The 23,665-nt window shown below is 67.9% G+C and carries 26 protein-coding genes; 5 read left to right on the forward strand and 21 right to left on the reverse strand.

Annotated elements, in window-relative coordinates; all coding sequences use genetic code 11:
* From VNS22_RS05580 to petA, 11 genes are all read right to left on the reverse strand, one after another.
* A partial coding sequence (locus tag VNS22_RS05580) for a DUF5939 domain-containing protein (protein WP_325730437.1) occupies positions 1-415 on the reverse strand: 415 nt, incomplete at its 3' end.
* 127 nt (positions 416-542) lie between these two features.
* Positions 543-902 carry a hypothetical protein gene (locus VNS22_RS05585; protein WP_325730438.1) on the reverse strand — a complete coding sequence of 120 codons (360 nt, stop codon included), beginning with the start codon at positions 900-902 and terminating at the stop codon, positions 543-545.
* 167 nt (positions 903-1,069) lie between these two features.
* Positions 1,070-1,705 (reverse strand): MT-A70 family methyltransferase, encoded by a 636-nt coding sequence (locus tag VNS22_RS05590; RefSeq protein WP_325730440.1) that lies wholly within the window; start codon positions 1,703-1,705, stop codon positions 1,070-1,072.
* Positions 1,702-2,844 carry a Gfo/Idh/MocA family oxidoreductase gene (locus tag VNS22_RS05595; RefSeq protein WP_325730442.1) on the reverse strand — a complete coding sequence of 381 codons (1,143 nt, stop codon included), beginning with the start codon at positions 2,842-2,844 and terminating at the stop codon, positions 1,702-1,704. The genes VNS22_RS05590 and VNS22_RS05595 overlap by 4 nt, the downstream gene beginning before the upstream one ends.
* On the reverse strand, positions 2,841-3,794 hold the full coding sequence (locus VNS22_RS05600) for a hydroxyacid dehydrogenase (RefSeq protein WP_325730444.1): 954 nt from the start codon (positions 3,792-3,794) through the stop codon (positions 2,841-2,843). The genes VNS22_RS05595 and VNS22_RS05600 overlap by 4 nt, the downstream gene beginning before the upstream one ends.
* A gap of 1 nt (position 3,795) precedes the next feature.
* Positions 3,796-4,587 carry an HpcH/HpaI aldolase family protein gene (locus VNS22_RS05605; protein ID WP_325730446.1) on the reverse strand — a complete coding sequence of 264 codons (792 nt, stop codon included), beginning with the start codon at positions 4,585-4,587 and terminating at the stop codon, positions 3,796-3,798.
* Between the two features lie 4 nt (positions 4,588-4,591).
* Positions 4,592-5,593, reverse strand: coding sequence for an inositol 2-dehydrogenase (gene iolG / locus VNS22_RS05610; protein ID WP_325730448.1), 1,002 nt, complete (start codon positions 5,591-5,593; stop codon positions 4,592-4,594).
* Positions 5,594-5,644: 51 nt separating this feature from the next.
* Entirely contained in the window at positions 5,645-7,066 is a 1,422-nt protein-coding gene (locus tag VNS22_RS05615) for an amidase (protein ID WP_325730450.1), read from the reverse strand.
* Positions 7,067-7,165: 99 nt separating this feature from the next.
* Positions 7,166-7,933 carry a cytochrome c1 gene (locus tag VNS22_RS05620; RefSeq protein ID WP_325730452.1) on the reverse strand — a complete coding sequence of 256 codons (768 nt, stop codon included), beginning with the start codon at positions 7,931-7,933 and terminating at the stop codon, positions 7,166-7,168.
* A gap of 3 nt (positions 7,934-7,936) precedes the next feature.
* Positions 7,937-9,232 (reverse strand): cytochrome b/b6, encoded by a 1,296-nt coding sequence (locus tag VNS22_RS05625; RefSeq protein ID WP_325730454.1) that lies wholly within the window; start codon positions 9,230-9,232, stop codon positions 7,937-7,939.
* Between the two features lie 73 nt (positions 9,233-9,305).
* Positions 9,306-9,860 carry a ubiquinol-cytochrome c reductase iron-sulfur subunit gene (gene petA, locus VNS22_RS05630; protein WP_325730456.1) on the reverse strand — a complete coding sequence of 185 codons (555 nt, stop codon included), beginning with the start codon at positions 9,858-9,860 and terminating at the stop codon, positions 9,306-9,308.
* A gap of 149 nt (positions 9,861-10,009) precedes the next feature.
* On the opposite strand from petA, the gene VNS22_RS05635 reads away from it, so the two are divergent.
* The 4 genes from VNS22_RS05635 to VNS22_RS05650 all read left to right on the forward strand — a co-directional run bounded on the left by VNS22_RS05635 (position 10,010) and on the right by VNS22_RS05650 (position 12,576).
* Positions 10,010-10,555, forward strand: coding sequence for a tRNA (cytidine(34)-2'-O)-methyltransferase (locus VNS22_RS05635; protein ID WP_325730458.1), 546 nt, complete (start codon positions 10,010-10,012; stop codon positions 10,553-10,555).
* Positions 10,552-11,388, forward strand: coding sequence for an oxygen-dependent coproporphyrinogen oxidase (gene hemF / locus VNS22_RS05640; protein ID WP_325730460.1), 837 nt, complete (start codon positions 10,552-10,554; stop codon positions 11,386-11,388). The genes VNS22_RS05635 and hemF overlap by 4 nt, the downstream gene beginning before the upstream one ends.
* Before the next feature lie 40 nt (positions 11,389-11,428).
* Positions 11,429-11,968: an inorganic diphosphatase gene (gene ppa, locus VNS22_RS05645; RefSeq protein WP_325730462.1), complete on the forward strand. Its 540-nt coding sequence runs from the start codon at positions 11,429-11,431 to the stop codon at positions 11,966-11,968.
* Positions 11,969-12,123: 155 nt separating this feature from the next.
* Positions 12,124-12,576 carry a cyclic nucleotide-binding/CBS domain-containing protein gene (locus VNS22_RS05650; protein ID WP_325730464.1) on the forward strand — a complete coding sequence of 151 codons (453 nt, stop codon included), beginning with the start codon at positions 12,124-12,126 and terminating at the stop codon, positions 12,574-12,576.
* A 19-nt stretch (positions 12,577-12,595) separates the two neighbouring features.
* Here the strand turns inward: VNS22_RS05650 and VNS22_RS05655 are convergent, their stop codons facing one another.
* The 8 genes from VNS22_RS05655 to VNS22_RS05690 all read right to left on the reverse strand — a co-directional run bounded on the left by VNS22_RS05655 (position 12,596) and on the right by VNS22_RS05690 (position 20,801).
* Entirely contained in the window at positions 12,596-14,113 is a 1,518-nt protein-coding gene (locus tag VNS22_RS05655) for an ABC transporter substrate-binding protein (RefSeq protein ID WP_325730466.1), read from the reverse strand.
* Between the two features lie 33 nt (positions 14,114-14,146).
* Positions 14,147-15,106 (reverse strand): ABC transporter ATP-binding protein, encoded by a 960-nt coding sequence (locus tag VNS22_RS05660; protein WP_325730468.1) that lies wholly within the window; start codon positions 15,104-15,106, stop codon positions 14,147-14,149.
* The gene (locus tag VNS22_RS05665; RefSeq protein WP_325730470.1) at positions 15,103-16,086 is read right to left on the reverse strand and encodes an ABC transporter ATP-binding protein; all 984 of its coding nucleotides are present in this window, start codon (positions 16,084-16,086) and stop codon (positions 15,103-15,105) included. Before VNS22_RS05665 ends, VNS22_RS05660 begins: the two co-directional genes overlap by 4 nt.
* A complete protein-coding gene (locus VNS22_RS05670) occupies positions 16,083-16,874 on the reverse strand; it encodes an ABC transporter permease (RefSeq protein WP_349261714.1) in 792 nt (263 codons plus the stop codon). The genes VNS22_RS05665 and VNS22_RS05670 overlap by 4 nt, the downstream gene beginning before the upstream one ends.
* 44 nt (positions 16,875-16,918) lie before the next feature.
* A complete protein-coding gene (locus tag VNS22_RS05675; protein ID WP_325730474.1) occupies positions 16,919-17,857 on the reverse strand; it encodes an ABC transporter permease in 939 nt (312 codons plus the stop codon).
* A gap of 15 nt (positions 17,858-17,872) precedes the next feature.
* Complete coding sequence (locus VNS22_RS05680) at positions 17,873-18,805, reverse strand: proline iminopeptidase-family hydrolase (protein ID WP_325730475.1); 933 nt, start codon at positions 18,803-18,805, stop codon at positions 17,873-17,875.
* Positions 18,805-19,698, reverse strand: coding sequence for a proline iminopeptidase-family hydrolase (locus VNS22_RS05685; RefSeq protein ID WP_325730476.1), 894 nt, complete (start codon positions 19,696-19,698; stop codon positions 18,805-18,807). The genes VNS22_RS05680 and VNS22_RS05685 overlap by 1 nt, the downstream gene beginning before the upstream one ends.
* A gap of 194 nt (positions 19,699-19,892) precedes the next feature.
* On the reverse strand, positions 19,893-20,801 hold the full coding sequence (locus VNS22_RS05690) for a proline iminopeptidase-family hydrolase (protein WP_325730478.1): 909 nt from the start codon (positions 20,799-20,801) through the stop codon (positions 19,893-19,895).
* A 159-nt stretch (positions 20,802-20,960) separates the two neighbouring features.
* Here VNS22_RS05690 and VNS22_RS05695 point away from each other — a divergent pair, with 159 nt between their 5' ends.
* Positions 20,961-21,467 carry a DUF1993 domain-containing protein gene (locus VNS22_RS05695; protein WP_325730479.1) on the forward strand — a complete coding sequence of 169 codons (507 nt, stop codon included), beginning with the start codon at positions 20,961-20,963 and terminating at the stop codon, positions 21,465-21,467.
* 62 nt (positions 21,468-21,529) lie between these two features.
* Here the strand turns inward: VNS22_RS05695 and VNS22_RS05700 are convergent, their stop codons facing one another.
* The gene (locus tag VNS22_RS05700; RefSeq protein ID WP_414653321.1) at positions 21,530-22,459 is read right to left on the reverse strand and encodes an alpha/beta fold hydrolase; all 930 of its coding nucleotides are present in this window, start codon (positions 22,457-22,459) and stop codon (positions 21,530-21,532) included.
* A gap of 178 nt (positions 22,460-22,637) precedes the next feature.
* Positions 22,638-23,516 carry a LysR family transcriptional regulator gene (locus VNS22_RS05705; protein WP_325730483.1) on the reverse strand — a complete coding sequence of 293 codons (879 nt, stop codon included), beginning with the start codon at positions 23,514-23,516 and terminating at the stop codon, positions 22,638-22,640.
* Between the last annotated feature and the right edge of the window lie 149 nt (positions 23,517-23,665).

Below are 23,665 nucleotides of genomic sequence, written 5' to 3' on the forward strand. Positions count from 1 at the left end.
CCGGGCGGTGGTAGCGGATCGTGCGGATCTTTGGCGACACGCTGAAGTACACGGCGATGAAGTCGTCCAGCGCCGCCTCGTAGTCGTGGTGGCATTCCGGGCAGCGATACCGGCTCTTGAGTGCCCGCAGATGGGCAAAACTCTTCACCGCGCAGGCACAGCGCGGGCAGACCAGCAGCCAGTCCATCTCGAACAGGCCCAGCGCCGTGGCGTGCAGGAACAGGTCGACCGCCTCCTCGGTGGCGACGCCGCGTTCCTTGGCGAAGGTGAGCGGGTTGACGCGGAACAGCTCCCCGTCCTCGCCGGCCGTGATCAGGGCCTCCAGGCGCGACACGACCCTGGGGCTCCAGGAGCGTGCCACCTCGAGTTCGCCCAGCGCCCGGTCGAGGGAGACTGCATCGACGATCCTGGCCATGCCCTGCCTCCGCGCCACGCGGCCCAGCCGCAAGGATGTGATGCTAGGAGCGAAGCCCGGCTCCGCCAACCCGCAGGGCCGATCGTTCGCCTGTCACCTGCCAGCGCCGTGCGAGCGTCCGACCGACCTAGGGTTGCCGCAGACGGACATCGGATTCCAGCCGCCGTGCCAGCAGTTGCAGCGCACCGGCCTTCAGGGCCGCCAGTATCAGGCTTGCCCCGGGAGAGTTCCATCGCTCGGCGCGCATCAGCAGGTGCAGGTAGCGGCGCAGTTCGGAGAGCGACAGGTCGTTCAGGAGTTCCGGCCGCGCTGTAACCAGGTTCAGAAGCACATCGTCCGGCGGGATGTCCCGGCAGACGAAGCCCAGCGCATAGGCTCCTCCCATGCACAGCTCGTATTCTGGCAGCCGGTAGAAGCGCTCGTGGTCGTCGAGGCCGATTCGCGCGCGCCGGACGGCTGCGTCCAGGAAGCGGATCAGCAGGGCCATGTGCCTTGCCTGCTCCTCCCGCACGGCATGGCGGCGGCTGAACAGGTATGGCGAGATGGTCTCCATGAGGCTGCTTCCGGTCGATGGCGGCAGACGGCAGGACGAGCCTGCCATGATCGCGCCCTGGCCGGATGGGCGAAGTCGCGGCTGCCGTACCGGGGTGCCGCTCAGACCTCCGGCAGTTCCTCCGCCCCCGCCGGCAGCGGCGGCTCGCGCGACGGGCGGCGGCGGGTGCGCACCGGGCCCTGGTCGAACAGGCCCGCCTGGTTGCCCCAGATATCCCAGCCCGGCCGGCTGTCCCGGCCGAACATCTCCAGATAGGGGCCGTCGCATAAGGCTTCGATCCGGTCGCGCACCTCGTCGGGCTTGCGCGAATGCTCGCGCCGGGGGGCCACCACCAGCCGCTTGACCCCGCCCGAGCGGCGCTTGGGCTTGCCGCGGGTGGCGAGCAGGCAGAGCTCGGGGTTGGCGCGGGTCCAAAAGCCCATGCCGGTGAAGAAGCCGTCTCCGGAGCGGTTCTGCTTGGTCCAGTGGAAGCCCACCGTCTTGTAGGTGAAGCCCCAGGCGCGGATCACCTCCAGGCCGCGCGGCAGGAGCGGGTCGGTGATCCACATCAGGAGGACGGCGTCCTTCGCCGCCCAGTCCGCCACCGGCAGGGCGGCGATGCCGTCGATGCCGAGCGTGTCGTAATGCGCCTCGGCACTGCGGCCCTTGCCCCGTTCCGACCAGGTGCCGAACGTCCAGGGCGGGTCGGCATAGATGGTCCGATAGCTGCCCGCCTTGGGCGGCGGGGCCAGGCTCATCGGCCGGCCGCCCGGGCCACCTCGTCGACCGACACCCAGGTGCCGGTCCTGGCCGACATCAGCATGGCGTCGATCACTGCCTGGATCTCGGCAGCCTCGCGGAAGTCCGGCACGGGCCGCTGCCCCTGCCCGCACAGGCTGCGCACGATCTCCGCGACCTCGATGGTCTTGATGTCGTTGAAGCCCAGCTGGTGGCCAGGTGCCGGGATGAACCCGGCATAGTCCTTGTGCGCCGGGGTGGCCGGGATCTCGACCCAGCCGTCCAGCGCCGGGGTGCGGCCCGTGACATAGAGCTTCAGCTCGTTCATCCGCTCCATGTTCAGCACGAGCGCGCCCTTGGAGCCGGTCAGCTCCACCGCCTGGTACATCTTGCGTCCGGTCGCGATCCAGGACGCCTCGAGCGTGCCCTTCGCCCCATTGGCGAAGCGGACCAGTGCGCGTGCCTGATCATCGACCTCGACCGCCCGGCGCCCGCCCTCGCGGGCCGGCCGCTCGGCGATCACCGTGTCCAGGTCGGCGGACAGGGTCTCGATCGGCCCGACCAGGTAGCGCGCGAGGCTCACGATGTGGCTGCCGAGATCGGCCACGGCACCCGCGCCGCCCTTGGGGTCGAGCCGCCAGGTCCAGGGGCTGTCCGGGTCGGTCATGTAGTCCTCGGCATGGATGCCGCGGAAGTTCCAGACCTCGCCGATTTCGCCGCTCCGGACGATGTCGCGGGCCAGCTCGGTCATCGGGTTGCGCAGGTAGTTGAAGCCGACGAAGGTCGGCACCCCCGCCGTCTCCGCCTCCCTCGCCAGGGCGAACGCGGTGGCGGCGTCCGGCGCCAGGGGCTTTTCGCAGTAGAGCGGCTTCTTCGCCTGGATCACCGCCCGGCACATCGGCGCGTGCAGGATGTTCGGAGTGGTGACGTCGACCAGGTCGACCTCGGGATCGTCCACCAGGGCCTGCCAGTCGGCGGTGGCGCGGGCAAAGCCGAAGCCCTGGGCGGCCCTGTTGGCGGTCGCCTCGTCGACATCGGCCAACAGCGCCAGATGCGGCGTGGTCGGCAGGGGGAAGGTCGCCGCCGCGGCCCGCCAGGCCAAAGCGTGGCTGCGGCCCATGAAGCCACTGCCGATCAGGCCGACATTGAGCCGCTTCATGCCAGCACCTCGCGGTTGACCACCACGGCCGGGTCCAGCCGCCCCGCCAGCCCCGCCACGACATTGGTTGCCGATTCCACCGCCATCCGCACCATCGCTTCCTGCGTGACCCCGGCGACATGGGCGGTGACCAGGACGTTGGGCAGGCCGAACAGCGGATGATCCTTGGCCGGCGGCTCGTGGTCGAACACGTCCAGCCCGGCCCCGCGCAGCCGGCCCTCCTTCAGGGCCTGGACCAGCGCCTGCTCGTCGACGATCCCGCCGCGCGCGGTGTTCACCAGGATCGCACCCGGCTTCATCCGCGCCAGCATCCGCGCATCGAACAGGTTCACCGTAGCCGGCGTGCGCGGCACATGCAGGCTGACGACGTCGGCCTCGGCCACCGCGGGCTCCAGCTCGTCCGCCTTGCCGCAGCCGGGCGGGGCCGGCGCGAACGGGTCGAACACCGCGACGTCCATGGCGAACGCCAGCGCTCGCTGCGCCAGCTCCCGGCCGATCCGCCCGCCGCCCACCAGCAGCAGCCGCTTACCGTTCAGCTCGATCGCATGGTTGCCGTGGCGCCAGTTCCAGTCGCCGGCGCGCAGCGTCCGGTCGTGCTCGCGGCCGCGCTTGGCCAGCTCCAGCATCATCCAGAACGCATGCTCGGCGACCGAGACGGCGTTGGCGGTGGCGGCGATGGCCAGCGGGATGCGGCGCTCGGTGAGATAGCCGACGTCCAGGTTGTCGTAGCCGACGCCGTGCCGGGAGACGACCTGGAGGCCGGGTGCCGCGTCCAGGAGGTCGGGCGGCATCGGCATGGTCCGCACCAGCAGGCCGTTCGTCTCCGGCAGCCGGGCACGCACCGCTGCAGGATCGGACTCCTCGATCATCTCGAAGGTGACGCCCGGCGCTGCGCGCAGCACCGCCAGCCCCGCCTCGACCACCCGGCCCACCACCAGGACGTGCGGCATCTCAGTAGGTCCCGCCGCTGCCACCCGGTGCGGGACGGTCCTTCATGGCGGCAGCGACGTTGGCCGCTTCGGCCACCATGAACCGGGCATCCGAGCCCACCGTCACCAGGTCGAACCCGGCGGCGATCATCTTCTTGGCGTAGGCGGCCGAGCCGTTGTGGATGCCGGCTTTCAGCCCGTGCGCCTTGACCCGCGTGATGATGTGCCTGATCGCATCCACCACCGCCGGCTCCTCGGGATCGAAGCGCGGCGGGTAGCCCAGCGAGGCGGCGAGGTCGGACGGGCCGACATAGACCGCGTCCAGGCCGGGCACGCTCAGGATGTCGTCGAGATTGGCCAGCGCCTCCCGGGTCTCGATCATGGCGAACGCCACGATCTCGTCGTTGGCCTTGGCCGGATAGCTGGGCCCATGCGCGTAGAGGGCCCGGATCGGCCCGAAGCTGCGGGTCCCCTGCGGCGGATAGCGCATCACCGACAGGAAGGCCTCCGCCTCCGCGCGGCTGTTCACCATCGGGCAGATCACGCCCATCACCCCGGCATCCAGCATGCGCTGGATGATGCCGGGCTCGTTCCACGGCACCCGGCACAATGGCGTGGTCTTGGTGGTGGCGACCGCCTGAAGCATGGTGATCGCCGTCTGATAGTCGGCCACCCCGTGCTGCAGGTCGACGGTCAGGGTGTCGAAGCCCTGATGCGCCATGATCTCAGCGGAAAAGGACGAGGGAATCGCCAGCCAGCCGTTCAGTGCGGCCTTGCCTTCTGCCCAGATCTGCCGGAGCCCGTTCGGCTGCATCCGCTCAGTTCCCTTTCAGCTCGATGGTTCTGCCCGAGTTCAACGCTTCGAGTGCAGCATCCGCAAGCAGCAGGGCACGCCTGCCGTCCTCGAAGCCGACCGGGACCGGCCGGCCCTCGGTCACCGCATCGATGAATGCATCCAGCTCGGCGCGATAGGCCTCGGCATAGCGCTCGATGAAGAAGTCGAGCAGGGGATCCTGCGCCTCGGTCGTGGCCGTGCCCCAGCGGCGCAGCGTGGTGGCGCGGCGGTTGCCGACCTGCAGCATCCCCTGCTCGCCGAACGCCTCCAGGCGCTGATCGTAGCCATAGACCGCGCGGCGCGAGCAGTTGATGTGGACGAGGGCCCCGGATGCGGCCTTGAGCGTCACCATGGCGGTGTCGATGTCGCCCAGCCGGCCGATCTCCGGATCGACCATGACCGAGGCCATCGCCGACACCGCGACCGGTTCCTCGCCCAGCATGAAGCGCGCCAGGTCGAAATCATGAATCATCATGTCGCGGAACAGGCCGCCCGACACCTTCAGATAGGCGGCAGGCGGCGGGCCCGGGTCGCGCGAGGTGATCACCAGGAGCTCGAGCCGGCCGATCTCGCCAGCGGTGAGCGCGGTGCGGACCGCCTGGAAGGACGGGTCGAAGCGCCGGTTGAAGCCGATCTGCACGATGGGCGAGAGCGGCTGGATCTCCTTCCAGCAGGCATCGACCCGAGCGATGTCCAGGTCGATCGGCTTCTCGCACAGGATCGCCTTGCCCGCCCGGGCGGCACGGGTGATCAGGTCGACATGGGTATCGGTGGAGGACGCGATCAGCACCGCGTCCACCTCGTTGTTTCCGAGCAGCTCGTCGACATCGCGCGCGACGGTGCAGCCGTGCCTGGCCGCCACCGCGTCTGCGGCCGCCGGCACCACGTCGAACACGGCGGCGAGCCGTGCCCGCGGATGGCTCGCGATCGCGTCGGCGTGCATCCGCCCGATGCGCCCGCAGCCGAACAAGCCGAACCGGACCATGCCGCCTCCCTGGATCTTCTTGCCTCTGGCGGACAGGTCTAGCAGCGGTGCTCAGGAAGCGGGAGGCTTGGGATCGATCGGCACCGCCCCGGCCAAGCCCAGCGTGTCCTCGATGGCAGCGGCATGGCGCAGAAGCCCGGCCTCGCCGCGCGGCCGTCCCACCAGCTGCAGGCCGACCGGCAGGCCAGCTCGGGTGAACCCGCAGGGGATGCTCAGCGCCGGGCAGGCGGTAAGCGTGACCGCATAGGCGATCGCCACCCAGTCGATATAGCTCGGGAAGCGGTGGCCGTTCAGCTCTGCCAGGTAGCGGATGCCGTGCGCGAAGGGCGGCACGATCGCCGTGGGTGTCAGCAGCAGCTCGTGCTCGGCCAGGAAGGCCGCCGCCCGGCGCTGCAGCTCGCCACGCGCCCGCTGTGCCACCCCGATCGCATCGGCATCCAGCGCCATACCCTGCTCGATGTTCCAGACCACTTCCGGCTTGAGCTGGTCGCGGTGGTCGCGCAGCAGCGGGCCGCTGTTGGTGGCATACAGGGCGGCACGCAGGGTGGTGAACGTATCGGTGGCCGGGGTCAGGTCCGGCTGGGCCAGGGTCACTGCGACGCCGGCCGCGCGCAGCCGGTCCACCGCCGCCTGGCAGACCGCAACGACCTCCTCGTCCACCGGGGTGATCCCGCCCAGGTCCGCCGAGAAGGCGAGCCGTGCCGGCAGCCGCGCCTCTGCCACCGCGCGGCGGTGCTGGTCGGGCTCGGATGGCCAGGACAGCGGGTCGCGCGGGTCGTGCCCGGCCATCACGTCGAGGAACAGCGCCAGGTCGCGCACGTCGCGCGCCATGGGCCCCTCCACCGACAGCGTCTGGAAGGGATCACGCTGCGGCCCGGCCGGCACCCGGCCGGGCGAGGGGCGGAAGCCGACGATGCCGCAGAACGAGGCCGGCGTGCGCAGGGAGCCGCCCAGATCGGAGCCGGTGGCGAGCCAGGCCTCGCCGGTGGCGAGCGCCACAGCCGCGCCGCCCGAACTGCCGCCGCAGGTCCGGCCGGTGTCCCAGGGGTTCGAGGTGACGCCGAACACCTCGTTGAAGGTGACCGCACCCGCGCCGAACTCCGGCGTGTTGGTCTTGCCCAGCACGATCCCGCCGGCTGCCTCGATCCGCTCGACCAGATAGTCGGATGTCTCCGGCACGTGGTCGCGCCAGATCGGCGAGCCGTAGGTGGTGCGCACGCCCGCCACGTCCACCAGGTCCTTGACCAGCACCGGGAGGCCCGCCAGCGGGCCGCGCCGCGCCGGTGCCAGGCGCTCCAGCCGCGCCGCATGAGCCAGGGCGCGCTCCCGGCAGAGCGTCGGCACCGCATTCACCTTGGGCTCGACCTGGGCGATCCGGTCCAGCGCGGCCTCGATCGCCTCGCTCGGCCGAAGCTCGCCCCTACCGAGGGCAGCCACCATCGCGCGAGCGGAACGGCGCCAAAGATCCTGCATGTGCGTCTCCTTCTGCGGACCGGGTGCAGCAGGACGACCCAAAATGCAACGGGGCCGCATGAAGCGGCCCCGTCGGTTCGATGGCGGAATAGGGCGACGTCAGTGGACGTCGGCCCAGACCTTCCGCTTGTAGAAATAGAGCAGCACGGAAAGCACGATCAGGAACAGCATGACCTTGATGCCGGTCTGCTTGCGCTCCTCCATCTTGGGCTCGGCGAGCCAGGACAGGAACTGGGTGACGTCGCTGGCCATCTGGTCGACGGTGGCCGAGGTGCCGTCGTCATACGTCACCTGGTCCGGGTTCAGCGGCGGCGGCATGCCGATGCGGTGACCCGGGAAGTAGTGATTGTAGTACTGGCCGGCCGCCAGTTCCTCGCCCGCCGGCGGATCCTCGTACCCGGTCAGGATGGAGAAGACGTAGTTGTCGCCGTCATGGCGCGCCTTCGTCATCAGGGAGAGGTCGGGCGGATAGGCCCCGCCATTGGCGGCACGGGCCGCCTGCGGGTTGGGGAACGGCGAGGGCATGGTGTCCGACGGCCTGGCCGGCCGCTCGAACATCTCGCCATTCTCGTCCGGCCCGTCGGTCACCGTGTAGGCGGCCGCCAGCGCCTTGACCTCGTCCTCGTTGAAGCCGAGGTCGGCCAGCGAACGGAAGGTCAGGTACTTGGCGGCGTGACAGCCGTGGCAGACTTCCTGGTAAACCTTGAAGCCGCGCTGCAGGGCAGTTCGGTCGAAGGTGCCGAAGAAGCCGTTCTGCGGCCAGGAGATCTGCTTGGGCTCGACGGCACCCTCGGCCGCCTGTGAGCCTGCGGACCACAGGGCGACGCCGGCGGCGACCAGAAGGGCGGATAGTTTCAGGAAACGCATCACTTACTCCGCCGGCTGAGCAGCAGCGCCGTGGGACAGGACCGGCCTGCCGATGCTGTCCGGCAGAGGGCGCGGACGCTCGAACCTGCCGAGCAACGGCATGAGCACCAGGAAGTGCACGAAGTAGTAGAGCGTCGCGATCTGGCCGATCAGCACCACCGTCTCGGTCGGCACCTGACCGCCTACCCAGGTCAGCACCACCGTATCGATCACGAGCACCCAGAACAGCCACTTGTAGATCGGCCGGAACGTGGCGCTGCGCACCCGGCTGGTGTCCAGCCAGGGCAGGACCAGCAGCACCGCGATCGAGCCGAACATCGCGATCACGCCCATCAGCTTCTCGGTAATGCCGAGATAGCTGAACACCACGAGCGGGGTGAACAGGCTGTCGTACACGGTCGAGCGCAGGATCGCGTAGAACGGCAAGAAGTACCATTCCGGCACGATGTGCGCGGGCGTGACCAGCGGGTCGGCCGGGATGTAGTTGTCCGGATGACCCAGGATGTTCGGGTTGAAGAACACGAAGTAGGCGAAGAACAGCAGGAACACCGACAGGCCCAGCAGATCCTTCACCGTGTAGTACGGATGGAAGGGGATCTTGTCCTTCTTGCTGACGTCGATGCCGACCGGATTGTTCGAGCCGTGGGTGTGCAGCGCGATCAGGTGCAGGAACACCACGCCGACCAGCACGAACGGCAGGAGATAGTGCAGCGAGAAGAAGCGGTTGAGCGTCGGGTTGTCGACCGCGAACCCGCCCCACAGCCAGGTGACGATCGGGTCACCCACCAGCGGGAAGGCCGAGAACAGCGAGGTGATGACCTGCGCACCCCAGAAGCTCATCTGGCCCCAGGGCAGGACGTAGCCCATGAAGGCGGTGGCCATCATCAGGAGCAGGATCACGACGCCCAGCATCCACAGGAGCTCGCGCGGCGCCTTGTAGGAGCCGTAATAGAGCCCGCGGAACATGTGGATGTAGACCACGATGAAGAACATCGAGGCGCCGTTGGCATGCGCGTAGCGCAGGAGCCAGCCATAGTTCACGTCGCGCATGATCCGCTCGACGCTGTCGAACGCCATCTCGGTGTGCGGCGTGTACTGCATCACCAGCACGATGCCGGTGATGATCTGCAGGGTCAGCATGATGCCGGCCAGCGACCCGAAGTTCCACCAGTAGTTCAGGTTCCTGGGCGTCTGGTAGACGACGGCATCGTTATAGAGCGCGCTGACGACTGGCAGCCTGTCGTCGATCCAGCGGAGGACTCCGCTCTTGAAGACGACTTTTCCGGAGCCCGCGGCCATTTTAGTCCCTTTGCTCCCGGTCCGGCGCCCGTTCTGGGCAGGGCGCGACCGCGTTCATGTCGATCAGGTCGGATCAGCCGATCCGGACCACGGTGTCGGTGGTGAATACGTATTCCGGCACCGGCAGGTTCAGTGGTGCCGGCCCCTTACGGATGCGGCCCGACGTATCGTAGTGCGAGCCATGGCACGGACAGAACCAGCCGCCGAATTCGCCGCGGTCGTCGGTCGTCTTGTTGCCGAGCGGCACGCAGCCCAGATGGGTGCAGTTGCCGCCGACGATCAGATAGGCCTCCTTGCCCGGATGGACTCGCTCGGCATCGGTCTGCGGGTCCTTCAGCGCCGAAAGCGGCGTGTTGACCGCTTCCTCGATCTCCGCGGGCGTGCGGTGGCGCACGAAGGTCGGACGGCCGCGCCACATCACGGTGATGCCAGCCCCTTCGGGAACCTGGGACACGTCCACCTCGGTGGACGACAACGCGAGGACGTCGGCCGAAGGGTTCATGCTGCTGATGAGCGGCCAGACCATCGTACCGGCGCCGATGGCAACCGCCGACCACGTGACCACGTCGAGCACGTCGCGCCGGGTGGCGCCGCCGCTCTCGCCGTGTCGAACCGTCGTTTCGGCCATGTGAATGCGCCTCTCCATGGGGGCATGTAGGAAAGCGGGGCGGAAGATACGGAGGGTGCAGCGCCCCGACAAGCGACGATCGGTCGCACAAGTCCATGAAGGTGCTCGCAAATTTCGTCAGGCACGAATCACTCCAGGAAAGCTCGGACGTGCAGCGGCAACAAACCGGTATCGAGATCGCCATGTACTGCCCGGACCAGGCGGGCAATGTCGGCGCCGCGGCCAGGCTCGCGGCATGCTTGGGCATCGGCCTGCACATCATCGAACCCTGCGGCTTTCCGCTGGACGACCAGCGGATGCGGCGCGCCGGCATGGACTATCTCGACCTGGCAGCGCTCCGCCGCCATCAGGATTGGACCTCGTTTCGGACGTCACTGGCGGACGGCCCGCAGGGAACGCCGCGTCGGATGGTCCTGTTGAGCACGCATGCGGAATGCCGCTACGACCGCTTCGCGTTCCGGAGGACCGACATCCTCCTGCTCGGCAGCGAGAGCGCTGGCGTCCCGCCGGAAATCCATGCACAGGCCGAAGCCCGCGTGCGGATCCCGATCCGCCCGGAGGCCCGTTCCTTGAACCTGGTCGTGGCGGCCGCCATGGTCGTCGCCCATGCGGCGCAGGCGACCGGCCTCTTCGACGGGATCGAGCGGGAGCGGCAGGTGCCGGAAGTGGACCCAGGACGGGGACGGACGAGGTGAGGGACGACGACGAGCGCTGCAACCGCGCGAGCACCTGGTTCGAGGCGCTGCGCGACCGGATCTGCCAGGCCTTCGAGGCGATCGAGGACGAATACGCACCGGACGAGGCGCCGATGCGCTTCGAGCGGCGGCCCTGGCAGCGCGAGGGCGGCGGCGGCGGGATCATGGCGCTGATGCATGGCCGGGTGTTCGAGAAGGTCGGGGTCAACGTCTCGACCGTGCACGGCAAGTTCGCGCCGGAGTTTGCCAAGGCGATCCCGGGTGCCGCCGAGGATCCGAGCTTCTGGGCGTCGGGGATCTCGCTGGTGGCGCACATGGTCAACCCGCACGTCCCGCCCGCGCACATGAACACGCGGCACATCGTGACGACGCGGCGCTGGTTCGGCGGGGGTGCCGACCTGAACTCGATCATCCCGATCACCGAGGACACCGCCGACTTCCACCTGGCGCTGCAGGATGCCTGCGACCCGTTCGACCCGGAGCGCTACGCCCGCTACAAGGCCTGGGCCGACGACTATTTCTTCATCCCGCACCGCGGCGAGGCGCGCGGGGAGGGCGGCATCTTCTACGACTATCTGGAGGACGATTTCGAGCGCGATTTCGCATTCACCAAGTCGGTGGGCGAGGCATTCCTGGACGTCTATCCGCGGATCGTGCGCCGGCGGATGCACACGCCCTGGACCGAGGCCGACAAGCAGTTGCAGGCCGTCAAGCGCGGCCGATACGTCGAGTTCAATCTGGTTTACGATCGCGGCACCCAGTTCGGGCTGAAGACCGGCGGCAACCCCGAGGCGGTGCTCATGTCGCTGCCGCCTTCCGCCGCCTGGCCGTGATCGCTACTTCACCCTCACGCCGAAGAACCGAGGCAATTCAATGGATATCGAGCGCATCCCCCCGGGCAAGAACCCGCCGCACGAGATCAACGTCCTGATCGAGGTGCCGCTGCGCTCCGACCCGATCAAGTACGAGTACGACAAGAAGAGCGGCGCGATCTTCGTCGACCGCTACCTGTACACGACAATGTTCTACCCCTGCAATTACGGCTTCATCCCCAACACCCTGTCTGAGGACGGCGATCCCCTGGACTGCATGGTGATCGGGCGAATGGCGGTGATGCCCGGGGCCATCCTGCGCGCACGCCCGATCGGCGTGCTGAAGATGGAGGACGAGGCCGGGATGGACGAGAAGATTCTGGCGGTGCCGGACGACAAGATCACGCTGATCAACAGCAAGGTACAGAACTACCTGGATATTCCGGAAATCGACATCAAGCGGATCCAGCATTTCTTCGAGCACTACAAAGACCTCGAGCCGAACAAGTGGGTCAAGGTGCTGGGCTGGGGCGACGTGGACGAAGCCAAGGTGGTGATCCAGGAAGCCATCGAGCGCGAGAAGAACCGAAAAAACGGATGATTAGTATCCTGTCATAGTATTGTACAATTCGGTCCGGATCTTGACTTCAGGATCCGGATCCGTGACATTGACTCCCCTGGAAGCCGTTGGCGGGCCATTCGTGGAACCAGGGAGATCCGGCCGGTCGATGCCCATGCTTCCCAGGGAGGAACGAGGTGCAGCGACGGATCATCCCCGACCTCGTCAGCGGCAGGCAGGAATTGATCATCCTGCCGCGCGCCGCCACCGTCGCCGAGGCGGCCTTGCGCATGTACCGCCTGGGCGTGGACGCGGTGCTGGTGGCCGAGTGCGGCCTTCTGCTCGGGATCTTCACCGAGCGCGACCTGACCCGCTGCATCGCCTTCCAGCTCGAGCTGACGACCACCCCGCTGGGCCTGGTCATGACCCGCGGCCCGCAGACCGTCCGCCCCCAGGAAGCCGCTTCCGTGGCGTTGGAGCGGATGCGGGCCGGCCGCTTCCGCCACCTCCCGGTGGTCGACGAGGGCCAGCCGCTGGGCCTGGTGTCGGTGCGGGACCTGTTCACCCTGGTGCGCCCCGAGCCGGACGACGAGCCGCGCGGCCGCGCGGCTCGGTCGAACCGGGAGAGCTACGACGCGGTCGCCGCCTGAACGACCCTGCCTCCTGGGATCAGTTCTTGACCGTGTCTTCCAGGAAGAACCGGCCGAGCGGGTTCTGGTAGAAGTTCTCGATATTCTTGCGCGAGACGTTGACATACGGGCTGTAGTACAGGTCGATCCAGTGGACGTCGTCCTTGGAGATGACCTGGATCTCCTCGTACAGCGTCTCGCGCTTGGCCGGATCCATCTCGACCCGGGCCTGGTCCACCAGCTCCTTGACCTTCGGATTATTGTACCGGGTCATGTAGTTCATGTTGGTGTCGTGGCCCAGCACGAAGGTCGTCTTCTGGTCCGGGTCGATGACGTCGTTGGTCCAGTAGTTCTCGGCCAGGTCATACTCGCCGGCGACCTCGATGTCCCAGGCGGTGCTGGGGTCGACCTTCTGCAGGTTGACGGTCACCCCGGCCTTGGCGAGCTGCTCCTGGATCAGGACCGCGGTCTGCTCCCAGGTCTGGGCACCTGCCTCGACCAGATAGTTCAGGGTCAGGTTGCTTTCGCCGGCCTCGGCCAGGAGCTGCTTGGCCTTCTCCGGGTCGTAGGGCCGCTGCAGGTTGTCGTCGTTGTGGTAGAGCGCGCCCTTCGGAACATAGGAGTTTGCGACCTCGCCCACGCCGAAGGTCACGGTGTCGACGATCGCCTGCTTGTCGATCGCGAAGTCCAGCGCCTGACGGACCTCCTTCTTCGCCAGTGCCGGGTGCTCATGGTTGAGCAGCAGATGGTCCTCGCGGGTGGAGGGATCCTTGTGCACGACGAGGTCGGGGTTCTTCTCCAGCTCGGCCACGCTGGAGAACGGCACGAAGATCGCCGCGTCCAGCTCGCCCGCCTGCACCTTCAGCATCCGGGTATTGTCGTCCGGCACCGAGACCCATTCGACCCCGTCCAGCTTGACCTTGTCCGCCTCCCAGAACTCCGGGTTGCGCTCCAGCACGACCTTGTCGCCGCGGATCCACTCCTTGACCTTGAAGGCGCCGGAAGCCACCGGCATCTCGCCAAAGCCGATCTCGTCCGCCTCGATCGCCGCCTTGGACAGGACCGAGACGCCCGGCATGGCCAGCGAGGCCAGGAACGGCGCCGAGGGCGTCTTGAGCTTCACCACCAGCGTCCGGTCGTCCGTGGCTTCCGCCGTCTCCACCACCTGGTAGCTGTCGCTCCACAGCGATTCCTCGCTGTCGCGGATGCGCAGGATCGAGAAGGCCGCGTCTTCCGCCGTGATCGGGCTGCCGTCGGAGAACTTCGCGTCGCGCATCTTGAAGGTGTAGGTCAGCCCGTCCGGCGACATCTCCCAGCTCTCGGCCAGGCCCGGCACCAGCTCCGTGCCGCTCTTGTCGACGCGCACCAGCACGTCGTGGACGTTCATGAACACCCAGAAGTCGACGTTCTGCGCGGTCTTGATCGGGTCGAACGTGGTGCCGTCCTCGCGGCGGCCGATGGTCAGGACGCCGCCCTCGGCCAGCGCCAGGCTCGATCCCAGCACGCTGCCGGCCAGCAGGGTCACCAGCGCCAGGGCATGAATGGAGCGACGTTTCATCGTTTCGACCTTCCCATGAAAAGGCAGCGGCCCTCAGGCGGGCACCGGTGCCGGACGATAAAGCCGGCACGCGACCTCGCGGTCCTCGACCGGCACCAGCGGGGGCGGCTGCCCTCCGGCGCAGGCGGCGAAGGCCTTGGGGCAGCGTGGATGCAGCGCGCAGCCCGCAGGCAGGCGCAGGGGGCTCGGCGGCTCGCCGGCCAGGATCGCCTCGGGCAGCGGCCGGTCGGGGTCGATCTCCGGGATCGCCCGGATCAGCGCGTCGGCATAAGGGTGCAGCGGCCGGCCGAACACCTGCTCGGTCGGCCCCTCCTCGACGATCCGGCCGAGATACATGACCGCCACCCGGTCGCATAAGCGCCGGACGAGGGCCAAGTCGTGAGCGATGAACACCAGCGCCAGGCCGATCCGCTCCTTCAGCTCGATCAGCAGGTTGATGATCTGTGCCTGGATCGAGACGTCCAGCGCCGCCACGCACTCGTCCGCGATCACCAGCTTCGGCTCGATCGCCAGGGCACGGGCGATCCCGACCCGCTGGCACTGACCGCCGGACAGGCTGCCCGGCCGCCGCGCGGCGAATTCCGGACGCAGGCCGACCATGGTCAGCAGCTCGGCGACCCGCGCAGCCACACCGCTGCGCGGCACCTTGCCATGGACGCGCAGCACCTCGGCCAGGGTCTCGCCGATCGTGAGGCGCGGGTTCAGGGAGTTCAGCGGGTCCTGGAAGATCATGGCGGTCTGCCGGCGCAACGCCGCCCAGGCCGCCCGGCTCTCCACCGCCTCGCCGGAAAAGCGCAGGCTGCCGCCGCTCAATGGGGTCAGGCCCATCATCGCCCGGCCGAGCGTGCTCTTGCCGCAGCCGCTCTCGCCCACCAAGCCCAGCGTCTCGCCCGGCCGCACCGCCAGCGACACACCGTTGACCGCCCGCACCGTCCCGCCGCTGCCGCGGAACTGCACCACCAGGTCCTGCGCTTCCAATAGCGACGCGCTCATCGGCCGAACTCCAGGACCGGCGCCTCGATCGGATAGAGGCAGGCCGCCTCGCTGCCGTCGCACCTGGCTTCCAGCGGCGGCACCAGCTCCCGGCAGCGCGGCTGCACCCGGGAGCAGCGCGGGTGGAAGCGGCAGCCCGACGGCATGGCACCCACCAGCGGCGGCTGGCCCGGAATGGTCGGCAGGAGGCCCTGGCCTCCGCCGCTGGCCGGCTGGCAGCGGATCAATGCCGCGGTGTAGGGATGGTGCGGGCTGGTCAGGACCCGGCGCTTGTCGCCCTGCTCAGCGATCCGGCCGGCATACATCACCGCGATCCGGTCGCAGGTCTGGGCGACCACGCCCAGATCGTGGGTGATGAGCAGGATCGCCAGGCCCCGCTTGTCGCGCAGGTCCAGCAGCAGGCGCAGGATCTGCGCCTGGATAGTGACGTCCAGGGCGGTGGTCGGCTCATCGGCGATCACGAGCTGCGGGTCGCAGGCAAGGGCCGTCGCGATCATGGCGCGCTGGCGCATGCCCCCGGACAGCTCGTGCGGATAGTTGTCGATCCGTGCCGCCGGGTCCGGAATGCCGACCTGGCGGAGCAGTTCGATCCCGTGCGCCCGCGCTTCCCGCCGGGACAGGCCCAGATGGTGGCGCACCGCCAGGCCGATCTGGTCGCCGATCCGCATGACCGGGTCCAGATGGCTGGACGGGTTCTGGAAGACCATGCCGATCCGCCGCCCGCGCACCCGGCCCATCGCCAAAGGATCCAGCCCGACCAGTTCCTGACCGTCGAGCCGCACCGAACCTTGGGTGATCGCGAGCGAGCCCGCGGGCAGGAGGCCGATCACCGCCCGGCAGGTGACGGTCTTGCCCGACCCGCTCTCGCCGACCAAGCCCAGCACCTGGCCCGGCGCCACCTTGAAGCCCACGTCCTCGACCACGCTGCCGCGGCCGGACGTGACGGTCAGTCCCTGGACATCGAGCAGGGCGTCGCTCATTCGCGCACCCCCAGCAGTTCGCCCAGCCCGTCGGCCAGGAGCGAGAAGCCGAAGGCCAGCACCACGATGGCCAGGCCCGGAAAGGTGGTGATCCACCAGGCGGTGGTGATGAAGCCCTGCCCTTCCGCGATCATCAGGCCCCATTCCGCGGTGGGCGGCTGCACGCCCAAGCCCAGATAGGAGATCGCCGCCCCGTTCAGGATCACCAGCACCGCGTCCGACATGGCGAACACGATCGAGCCGGTGAGCGCGTTGGGCAGGATGTGGCGGAACAGGATCCGGCCATGGCCGAAGTCCAGGCTCTTCGCGGCCAGCACGAAGTCGGCATGCTTGAACACCAGCACCTGCGCCCGGATCAGCCGCGCATAGGAGACCCAGCCGACCAGGGCCATGGCGATGTAGAAGCTGGCGAGGCCTGGCCCCAGCACCGCGATGATCGCGATCATCAGGACCAGGAAGGGAAAGGCCAGGACGATGTCGACCAGCCGCATGAACAGATTGTCGACGATCCCGCCGGCATAGCCCGAGACGGCGCCGATGCAGGTGCCGATCAGAAAGGGGAAGATCACGCCGAGAAAGCCGATCTGCAGGTCGATCCGGGCTCCCCAGATCACCCGGGACAGGATGTCCCGTCCGAAATTGTCGGTGCCCAGCCAGTGGGCCGCGGAAGGCGGCTGCAGCTTGACCATCAGGTCCTGCGCGATCGGGTCATAGGGTGCGATCCAGGGCGCACCGATGGCCAGCACCGCCCAGGCGCCCACCAGCAGCACGCCCAGCACCAGGGGCATGGGGAGGCCCGGGATTCGCAGCCGCGGCCTTGCCAGCGCCACGCTCACAGCCGGATCCGCGGGTCGATGGCGACGGTCAGCACGTCGGCCAGGAAATTGATCAGCACGGTCGCCACCGCGAACGCCATGGCGATCGCCTGCACCACCATGTAGTCGCGCGCGAAGATCCCGCGCACCAGGAGCTGGCCCAGGCCCGGCAGGGAGAACACGGTCTCGACCACCACCGAGCCGCCGATCAGCCAGCCGATGTTGACGGCCAGCAGGTTGATCGTCGGCACCAGCGAGTTGGGCAGGACGTGGCGGCGGAAGATCACCCGTTCGGGCAGGCCGCGGGCGCGGGCCGCCGTCGCCTGGTCGGAAGCCATCTCGGCAATCATGGAGGCGCGCAGATTGCGGGTCAGCACCGCGGAGAGCGCCAGCGCCACGGTCAGGCAGGGCAGCACCATGTGGTGCAGCCGGTCCAGCCAAGTGTCGCCGAAGCCCGCCACCGGGAACAGGCCCAGGTTCACGCTGAGCAGGATGATCAGCATGATGCCGAGCCAGAAGGCCGGCAGGCCCAGCCCGGCGGTCGAGACCAGCCGGATCGCATGGTCCAGGGGCCGGCCGCGGTGGCGCGCCGCGAGCGAGGCCAGGGGCACGGTGATCAAGAGGGACAGGATCACGCTGCCCACCACCAGCAGCACGGTCGGCAGGATCCGGTTGGCCATCAGGTCGAGCACGCCGATCTTGAACACGATCGAGCGGCCCATCTCGCCCTGGGACAGGTTCTGCAGGAAATAGAGATACTGGGTCCAGAGCGGCTCATCGAGCCCGTACTGGGCGCGGATCTTGGCCAGTGCCGTGGGTGTAGCCCGGGTACCGAGCAGCAGCCTCGCCGGGTCACCCGGGATCGAGCGGATCAGCACGAAGGTGATCACGCTGATCCCGAACAGGACCGGCAGGAGTTGCAAAGGCCGCCAGAGGACGAAGCGGAAGCGGTGCATCGTCGGCTGCCTGGCTCAGCCCGCCGCCCGCTGGCGGCCGAGAAAGTCCAAGAGGGTCCGGCGGTAGGCCTGCGGCTCTTCATAGAAGGCCGAGTGCGAGCTGTTCTGGAAGATCCGGATCTCGCCGTTCGGCAGCGCGTTATAGATGCGCATGCCGCAGGCCGGGGTCAGCACGTCGTGCTGGCCCTGGATGACCAGGGTGGGCCAGGTGAAGCGGTGGAGCTGGTCGATCCGGTTCCACGTCCGGATCGAGCCGGTATAGTGATACTCGTTCGGCCCCTGCACGGCGAGGAAGATTGGGTAGTTGAAGCCAGCCTTGCTGTCGGCGGCGGGCTTCGGCCGTTCCGGCAGGCGGCGGATGTGGCGAAAGTCGAGCAGGTCCACCACTGCCTGATAGGCAGGGTGGTCGTAGTTCCCCATCGCCTCGAACCGCTGCATCATCTGCACGGTCTCATGGCCCATGGCCCCGCGCAGCCGCTCGATCTCGGTGAGCAGATGCGGAATGTCGGCCGCGGTGTTGGCCAGGATCATCGAGGCGATGCGCTGCGGGTAGGTCAGCGCATACTCGATCCCGCACCACCCACCCCAGCTGTGGCCGAGGAAATGGATGCGCTTCAGGTCCAGCGCGTCCAGGACCGCCTCGACCTCCTCGACATAGCGCCCGAGCGTCCAGAGCGACGGGTCGTCCGGATGATCGGAGGCGCCGGTGCCGAGCTGGTCGTGGACGACCACCCGGTAGCCAGCCTCCACCAGCGGCAGGTGCGGCGCGCGCAGATAGTTGCAGGGCAGGCCCGGGCCGCCGTTCAGGAGAAAGACGGTCTCCGGGCCATCGCCATAGGAATAGACCTTGACCTTGTGGCCGCCGCCGACCTCGACCTCATGGGTCGCATCCGCCGGCCGGTCGTCCCAGACGACGAAGCCGTCCGCCAGGACCGCACGATCGTACATCAGCGGCCCCGGTGCTTTTCGAGGAAGGCCAGCAGCACCGGGTAGTAGGCGTGCGGCTCCTCGTAGAACGGCATGTGGCTGCTGTTCGGGAAGCAGTGCAGCTCCGCATCCGGCAGCGCCAGCTTCATCTTGAGCGCGCAGGCCGGGGTGAGCTCGTCATGCTGGCCCACCGTGATCAGCGCCGGCACGGTGATCCGGTGCATGTCCGGGATGCGGTTCCAGTCCTTCAGGTTGCCGGTGTAGAGGAACTCGTTCGGCCCTTGCATGGTCCCGTAGGGGCCCATGTTCCAGCCGTCCAGCGAGCGCTTGACCGGAGCCGGCCACTCGTCGAGCCGGCAGACATGGCGATAGTTCAGGATGGTGACCGCCGCCTGGTATTCCGGATGGTCGAGCGTACCCTCGGCCTCGTGGCGCTGCATCATCGCGACCGTTTCCGAGCCCAGCGCCGAGCGCAGCCGCTCCAGCTCGCTCACCAGATGCGGCATGTCACCGACCGTGTCCTCCAGGATCACGGTCTTGAGCGCTTCCGGATAGGTGAGCGCATAGTCGATGCCGAGCCAGCCGCCCCAGCTGTGACCGAGCAGGTGCACCCGGCCCAGCCCCAGCGCCTTTCGGACCTGCTCGGTCTCCTCGACATAGCGGCCGATCGTCCAGAGCGCGGCATCGGTCGGCTGGTCGGACTTGCCGGTGCCGAGTTGGTCGAACGCCACCACCCGGTAACCATGGTCGATCAGGCAGGAATGGGCGTCGCGGAGATAGTCGCAGGCCAGGCCCGGCCCGCCGTTCAGGCAGAACACGGTCTCATCGCCTGAGCCGAACTCGTAGGCGACCACCTTGAAGCCGCCGTCGATCCGTACCTCGTGGGTCCGATCCGGCTCGATCTCACGCCACATCCAAAATCTCTCCTTGTCCCCGCCGACTCATCCGGCCCACGCATCATGCAAGCTCATGCAAGTTTCAGGCAAAACACGGACGGCCGCGGCCCAGCCTCGCACGATGCCCGAAATTTCGCCACCACGTCTGCCGGACAGCCATGTCCATGCCAGGCAAAACGCATCCACCACGGCGGATCGTCGCAGAGTCGGGGTTATGCGCGTCCGGGCCGGTCCTGCTCGTCCAGGAAGCCCGCGACCAGCTCCATGCAGGCTTCACGCTCCTCGACATGCGGCATGTGGCTGGACTGCTCGAAGATCGTCCAGCGCACGTCGGGGATCTCGTCCGCGAACGGCTGGACCACTTTCGGCGTCGCCTCGTCATGGCGCCCGGAGATCAGCAGCACCGGCACCTGGATCCGGTCGAGCCGGCCGATCACCGACCAGTCCTTCAGCGTGCCGATCACGTGGAACTCGGACGGGCCGTTCATGGTGAAGTAGACGGTGGGATCGTCCTCGATCGCCTTGAAGGTACGCGCCACCTCGTCGGGCATCGGCACCACCCGGCAGACATGGCGCTCGTAGAAGGCCAGCATCGCCTGCTGGTATTCCGCCGTGGTGGTGGTCCCGGCCGCCTCGTGGCGCAACAGGGTCGCCTGCACGTCCGCCGGCAGCTCCGCGCGCAGCCGGTTCGCCTCCTCGACCCAGAGCCGCATCGACGGCGGCGAGTTGGCGATTACCAGCGAGCGCAGGCCTTTTGGCTGGCGGATCGCATGCTCGGAGCCCAGCATCCCGCCCCAGGACTGGCCGAACACGTGGTAGCTGTCGGCGATCCCCAGATGGCGCAGGAGATTGTCCAGCTCGTCCAGGAACAGCTCCACCGTCCAGAAGTCTGCCCCCTTCTCGGGCAGGTGGGTGGAGCGGCCGTTGCCCAGCTGGTCGTAATGCACCACGGCTCGGCCGGTCGCCGCGATGTCCTTCAGGGAATCGACATAGTCATGGGTGCAGCCCGGCCCGCCATGGAGCACGACCAGCGGCGGGCGGCCGTTCCCCAGATCACCGGTCACCCGGTACCAGGTGTGCCACACGCCGAACGGCGCGCGGTCCTCGCGAACCATGCTCATGAAAGCGTTCCAGTCCCAACCCCTGCCCCAGCCTTAGCGGTTCGATCCGGACATTGGCTATCCGGAAGAGCTGGCGAGGTGCCAAGCGGCCTACCATCGGGGACCGGAGCTACCGACATGAGAACGGAGCGCACATCCATCCGAAGGGAAATGCTCCCGATGAGCCTGTCGATCTACGAGGCGTCCGTCCCGGTCTTCATCCGCGGCATGCGCAATCTCCAGGCGATCCTCGCCAAGGCCGAGGCCCATGCCGGCGACCGGGGCGATCCACCCTCGGTGCTGATCGAGGCGCGGCTCGCACCGGACATGCTCCCCTTCAACCAGCAGGTCCAGCGGGTCAGCGACACGGCCAAGGGTGCGGCGGCCCGCCTGGCCGGCCAGGAGGTCCCGAGCTTTCCTGACACCGAGACGACCTTTCCCGAGCTGCAGGAGCGCCTGACCCGGACCATCGCCTATCTGGAGAGCGTGCCTGCCGACCAGATCGAAGCCGGGGAGAACCGCCCGATCGTGCTGCGCCCGCGCGGCGGGGAGCTGCGCTTCGACGGCAAGACCTACCTCCTGAGCTTCGCCCTGCCGAACTTCTTCTTCCACGTCACCACCGCCTACGCGATCCTGCGCGAGCAGGGCGTGCCGGTCGGCAAGATGGACTATCTCGGCGGGTTCTGAGCCGGTATCCGGCGGGCCGGCCGCCGCGGCAGATCGAGCAGCCGGCCCATTGGATCTAGCGCTCAGCGCCCGGCGATCTTCCGGTCGAGGAAATCGCGGATGAGCGGAGCGATCTCGTCGAGCTTGTCCTCCAGGGCAAAGTGGCCCGTGTCCAGCAGATGGAACTCGGCGTCCGGCAGGTCGCGCAGGTACGGGTGCGCGCCTGCCACGGGAAAGATCTGATCGTTCTCGCCCCAGACGATCAGCGTCGGCGGCTGCCGTTCCCGGAAGAACGCCTGGATCTGCGGATAGAGCTCTACGTTGGTGCGATAGTCGTAGAACAGGTCGAGCTGGATCTCCCGGTTGCCCGGCCGATCGAGCAGTGCCTGGTCATGGACCCAGTTGTCCGGGCTGATCCGCGCCGGGTCCTTGACTCCGTCGGTATACTGGAACCTGGTTGCTTCCAGCGTCACCAGTTCCGCCAGAGCCTCCCGCCGTTCCTTGGTGTCGCTCGCCCAATAGGCCTTGATCCCGTCCCAGAACGGGCCGAGCCCTTCCTCGTAGGCGTTGCCGTTCTGGACGATCAGGCCGCTGACGCGTTCCGGGTGCTTCAGGGCCAAGCGGTAGCCGACCGGCGCGCCGTAATCCATGACATACATGGCATAGCTCTGGGCGCCGAGCCGGCCGAGCAGGCCGTCGACCAGGTCGGCAAACCGGCCAAAGCCGTAGCTGAAGCCCGCCCGGTCCGGCGCGGCACTCTGGCCGAAACCCGGATAGTCCGGGGCGATGACACGGTAGCGATCCGCCAGGAGCGGGATCAGGTTGCGGAACATGTGGGACGAGGTCGGGAAGCCGTGCAGGAGCAGCACGACCGGGCCATAGGCCGGACCGGCTTCGCGATAGAACAGATCGACACCATCGACCTCGGCGGAACGATAGTGCACGGTGATGGGCGCGTGAATGGTCGTTACTCCAGTCCTGGACGATGCCGGAAAGTCACTCCGGATGATCACCGCAATGAAGCCAGCGAACGTCGAGCTGCTGTTCACCACTCCGTCACCTGCGCCCTGTTGCCGGGTGCATGATCATCCGGAGTGATGCCTGACCATATGTTTCCGCATCCCGATCCGTTAATGGCGCCCTGCCGAAAGGCACTCTTCCACCAGACGGAATAATCGCTGCGATCCTCGCTCAATGGATCAGGTCGTTCCGGCGCAGCCGCTCCACCGCCAGGTCGACGAACGCCCGCACCTTGGCGGAGACCCGCCGGCCCTCGGCATGCATGACATGGATCGGCCAGGCAGCTTCCTCGTACTCGGACAGCACCGTCCTGAGACGGCCATCGCGCAGGGCCGGGGCGATCTGGTAGGCGAGGACGCGACTGAGGCCCCATCCCTGCTCGACGGCGGCGATGACCGCGTCGTTGGTATTGCAGAGGAGGCGCGGGCAGACCGCGACGCGCGTCCGGCTCTTACCTCCAAACTGCCATTCGGGCGACGTCCAGGCCGCCGTCGGCGCGATGATCCGATGATGGACGAGATCGGCTGGAACCTGCGGGATGCCGTGCTGCTCGAAATAGGCCGGGGCACCGCAGACCACCTGCCGGACCGAGCCGACCCTGATGGCGCGCAGATCGGAGGCCGGCAGGTTCCCGATCCGGATCGCCACGTCGATTCCCTCGTCGATCATGTGCACGATGCGGTCGACGAACACGCTCTGCACCGTCACCAGCGGATACATGTCCAGATATTCCAGCAGGATCGGCAGCACGTGCATCTGGCCGAACATCACCGGGGCGGTGATGGTGAGCGTGCCCGAAGGATCGGCATGGAAGCCGGCTGCCGACGCTTCGGCGTCCGCGATGTCGGCCAGGATCCGGCGGCAGTCCTCCAGGTAGCGCCCGCCCGCCTCGGTGGTCTTGACCGACCTCGTGGTCCTGGTGAGCAGCCGGGCGCCGATGGCTTCCTCCAGCGCCGAGATCACCCTGGTGACCGCGGGCGGGCTCAGATGCAGCTGGCGGCCGGCCTTGGCGAAGCTGCCGAGCTCGGCGACCTTGACGAATACCCTCATGGCTTGCCAGCGATCCACGGTCAGCCCCCTGCTCACACCACGTCGCGTACCGACGCATCCCTGGACCATCGCCTCCGTCGCGAGCAAGGTCATAATTCAGGGGCCTGGATGGACATTTTGCCTGCTTGATTTGAAACATCCGGATAAAC

Source organism: Geminicoccus sp. (assembly GCF_035556675.1).
Taxonomy (GTDB): domain Bacteria; phylum Pseudomonadota; class Alphaproteobacteria; order Geminicoccales; family Geminicoccaceae; genus Geminicoccus.

Bases quoted from the DNA above. Each gene is read 5' to 3' on its own strand.
- VNS22_RS05655 (WP_325730466.1), bottom strand. From the start codon at position 14,113: ATGAAACGTCGCTCCATTCATGCCCTGGCGCTGGTGACCCTGCTGGCC.
- VNS22_RS05690 (WP_325730478.1), bottom strand. From the start codon at position 20,801: ATGAGCATGGTTCGCGAGGACCGCGCGCCGTTCGGCGTGTGGCACACC.
- VNS22_RS05680 (WP_325730475.1), bottom strand. From the start codon at position 18,805: ATGTACGATCGTGCGGTCCTGGCGGACGGCTTCGTCGTCTGGGACGAC.
- VNS22_RS05620 (WP_325730452.1), bottom strand. From the start codon at position 7,933: ATGCGTTTCCTGAAACTATCCGCCCTTCTGGTCGCCGCCGGCGTCGCC.
- VNS22_RS05685 (WP_325730476.1), bottom strand. From the start codon at position 19,698: ATGTGGCGTGAGATCGAGCCGGATCGGACCCACGAGGTACGGATCGAC.
- VNS22_RS05585 (WP_325730438.1), bottom strand. From the start codon at position 902: ATGGCCCTGCTGATCCGCTTCCTGGACGCAGCCGTCCGGCGCGCGCGA.
- VNS22_RS05625 (WP_325730454.1), bottom strand. From the start codon at position 9,232: ATGGCCGCGGGCTCCGGAAAAGTCGTCTTCAAGAGCGGAGTCCTCCGC.
- VNS22_RS05595 (WP_325730442.1), bottom strand. From the start codon at position 2,844: ATGAAGCGGCTCAATGTCGGCCTGATCGGCAGTGGCTTCATGGGCCGC.
- iolG (WP_325730448.1), bottom strand. From the start codon at position 5,593: ATGGTCCGGTTCGGCTTGTTCGGCTGCGGGCGCATCGGGCGGATGCAC.
- VNS22_RS05590 (WP_325730440.1), bottom strand. From the start codon at position 1,705: ATGAGCCTGGCCCCGCCGCCCAAGGCGGGCAGCTATCGGACCATCTAT.
- VNS22_RS05660 (WP_325730468.1), bottom strand. From the start codon at position 15,106: ATGAGCGCGTCGCTATTGGAAGCGCAGGACCTGGTGGTGCAGTTCCGC.
- VNS22_RS05600 (WP_325730444.1), bottom strand. From the start codon at position 3,794: ATGCCGCACGTCCTGGTGGTGGGCCGGGTGGTCGAGGCGGGGCTGGCG.
- VNS22_RS05615 (WP_325730450.1), bottom strand. From the start codon at position 7,066: ATGCAGGATCTTTGGCGCCGTTCCGCTCGCGCGATGGTGGCTGCCCTC.
- VNS22_RS05705 (WP_325730483.1), bottom strand. From the start codon at position 23,516: ATGAGGGTATTCGTCAAGGTCGCCGAGCTCGGCAGCTTCGCCAAGGCC.
- VNS22_RS05695 (WP_325730479.1), top strand. From the start codon at position 20,961: ATGAGCCTGTCGATCTACGAGGCGTCCGTCCCGGTCTTCATCCGCGGC.
- VNS22_RS05605 (WP_325730446.1), bottom strand. From the start codon at position 4,587: ATGCAGCCGAACGGGCTCCGGCAGATCTGGGCAGAAGGCAAGGCCGCA.
- VNS22_RS05675 (WP_325730474.1), bottom strand. From the start codon at position 17,857: ATGCACCGCTTCCGCTTCGTCCTCTGGCGGCCTTTGCAACTCCTGCCG.
- VNS22_RS05670 (WP_349261714.1), bottom strand. From the start codon at position 16,874: ATGCCCCTGGTGCTGGGCGTGCTGCTGGTGGGCGCCTGGGCGGTGCTG.
- petA (WP_325730456.1), bottom strand. From the start codon at position 9,860: ATGGCCGAAACGACGGTTCGACACGGCGAGAGCGGCGGCGCCACCCGG.
- VNS22_RS05665 (WP_325730470.1), bottom strand. From the start codon at position 16,086: ATGAGCGACGCCCTGCTCGATGTCCAGGGACTGACCGTCACGTCCGGC.
- ppa (WP_325730462.1), top strand. From the start codon at position 11,429: ATGGATATCGAGCGCATCCCCCCGGGCAAGAACCCGCCGCACGAGATC.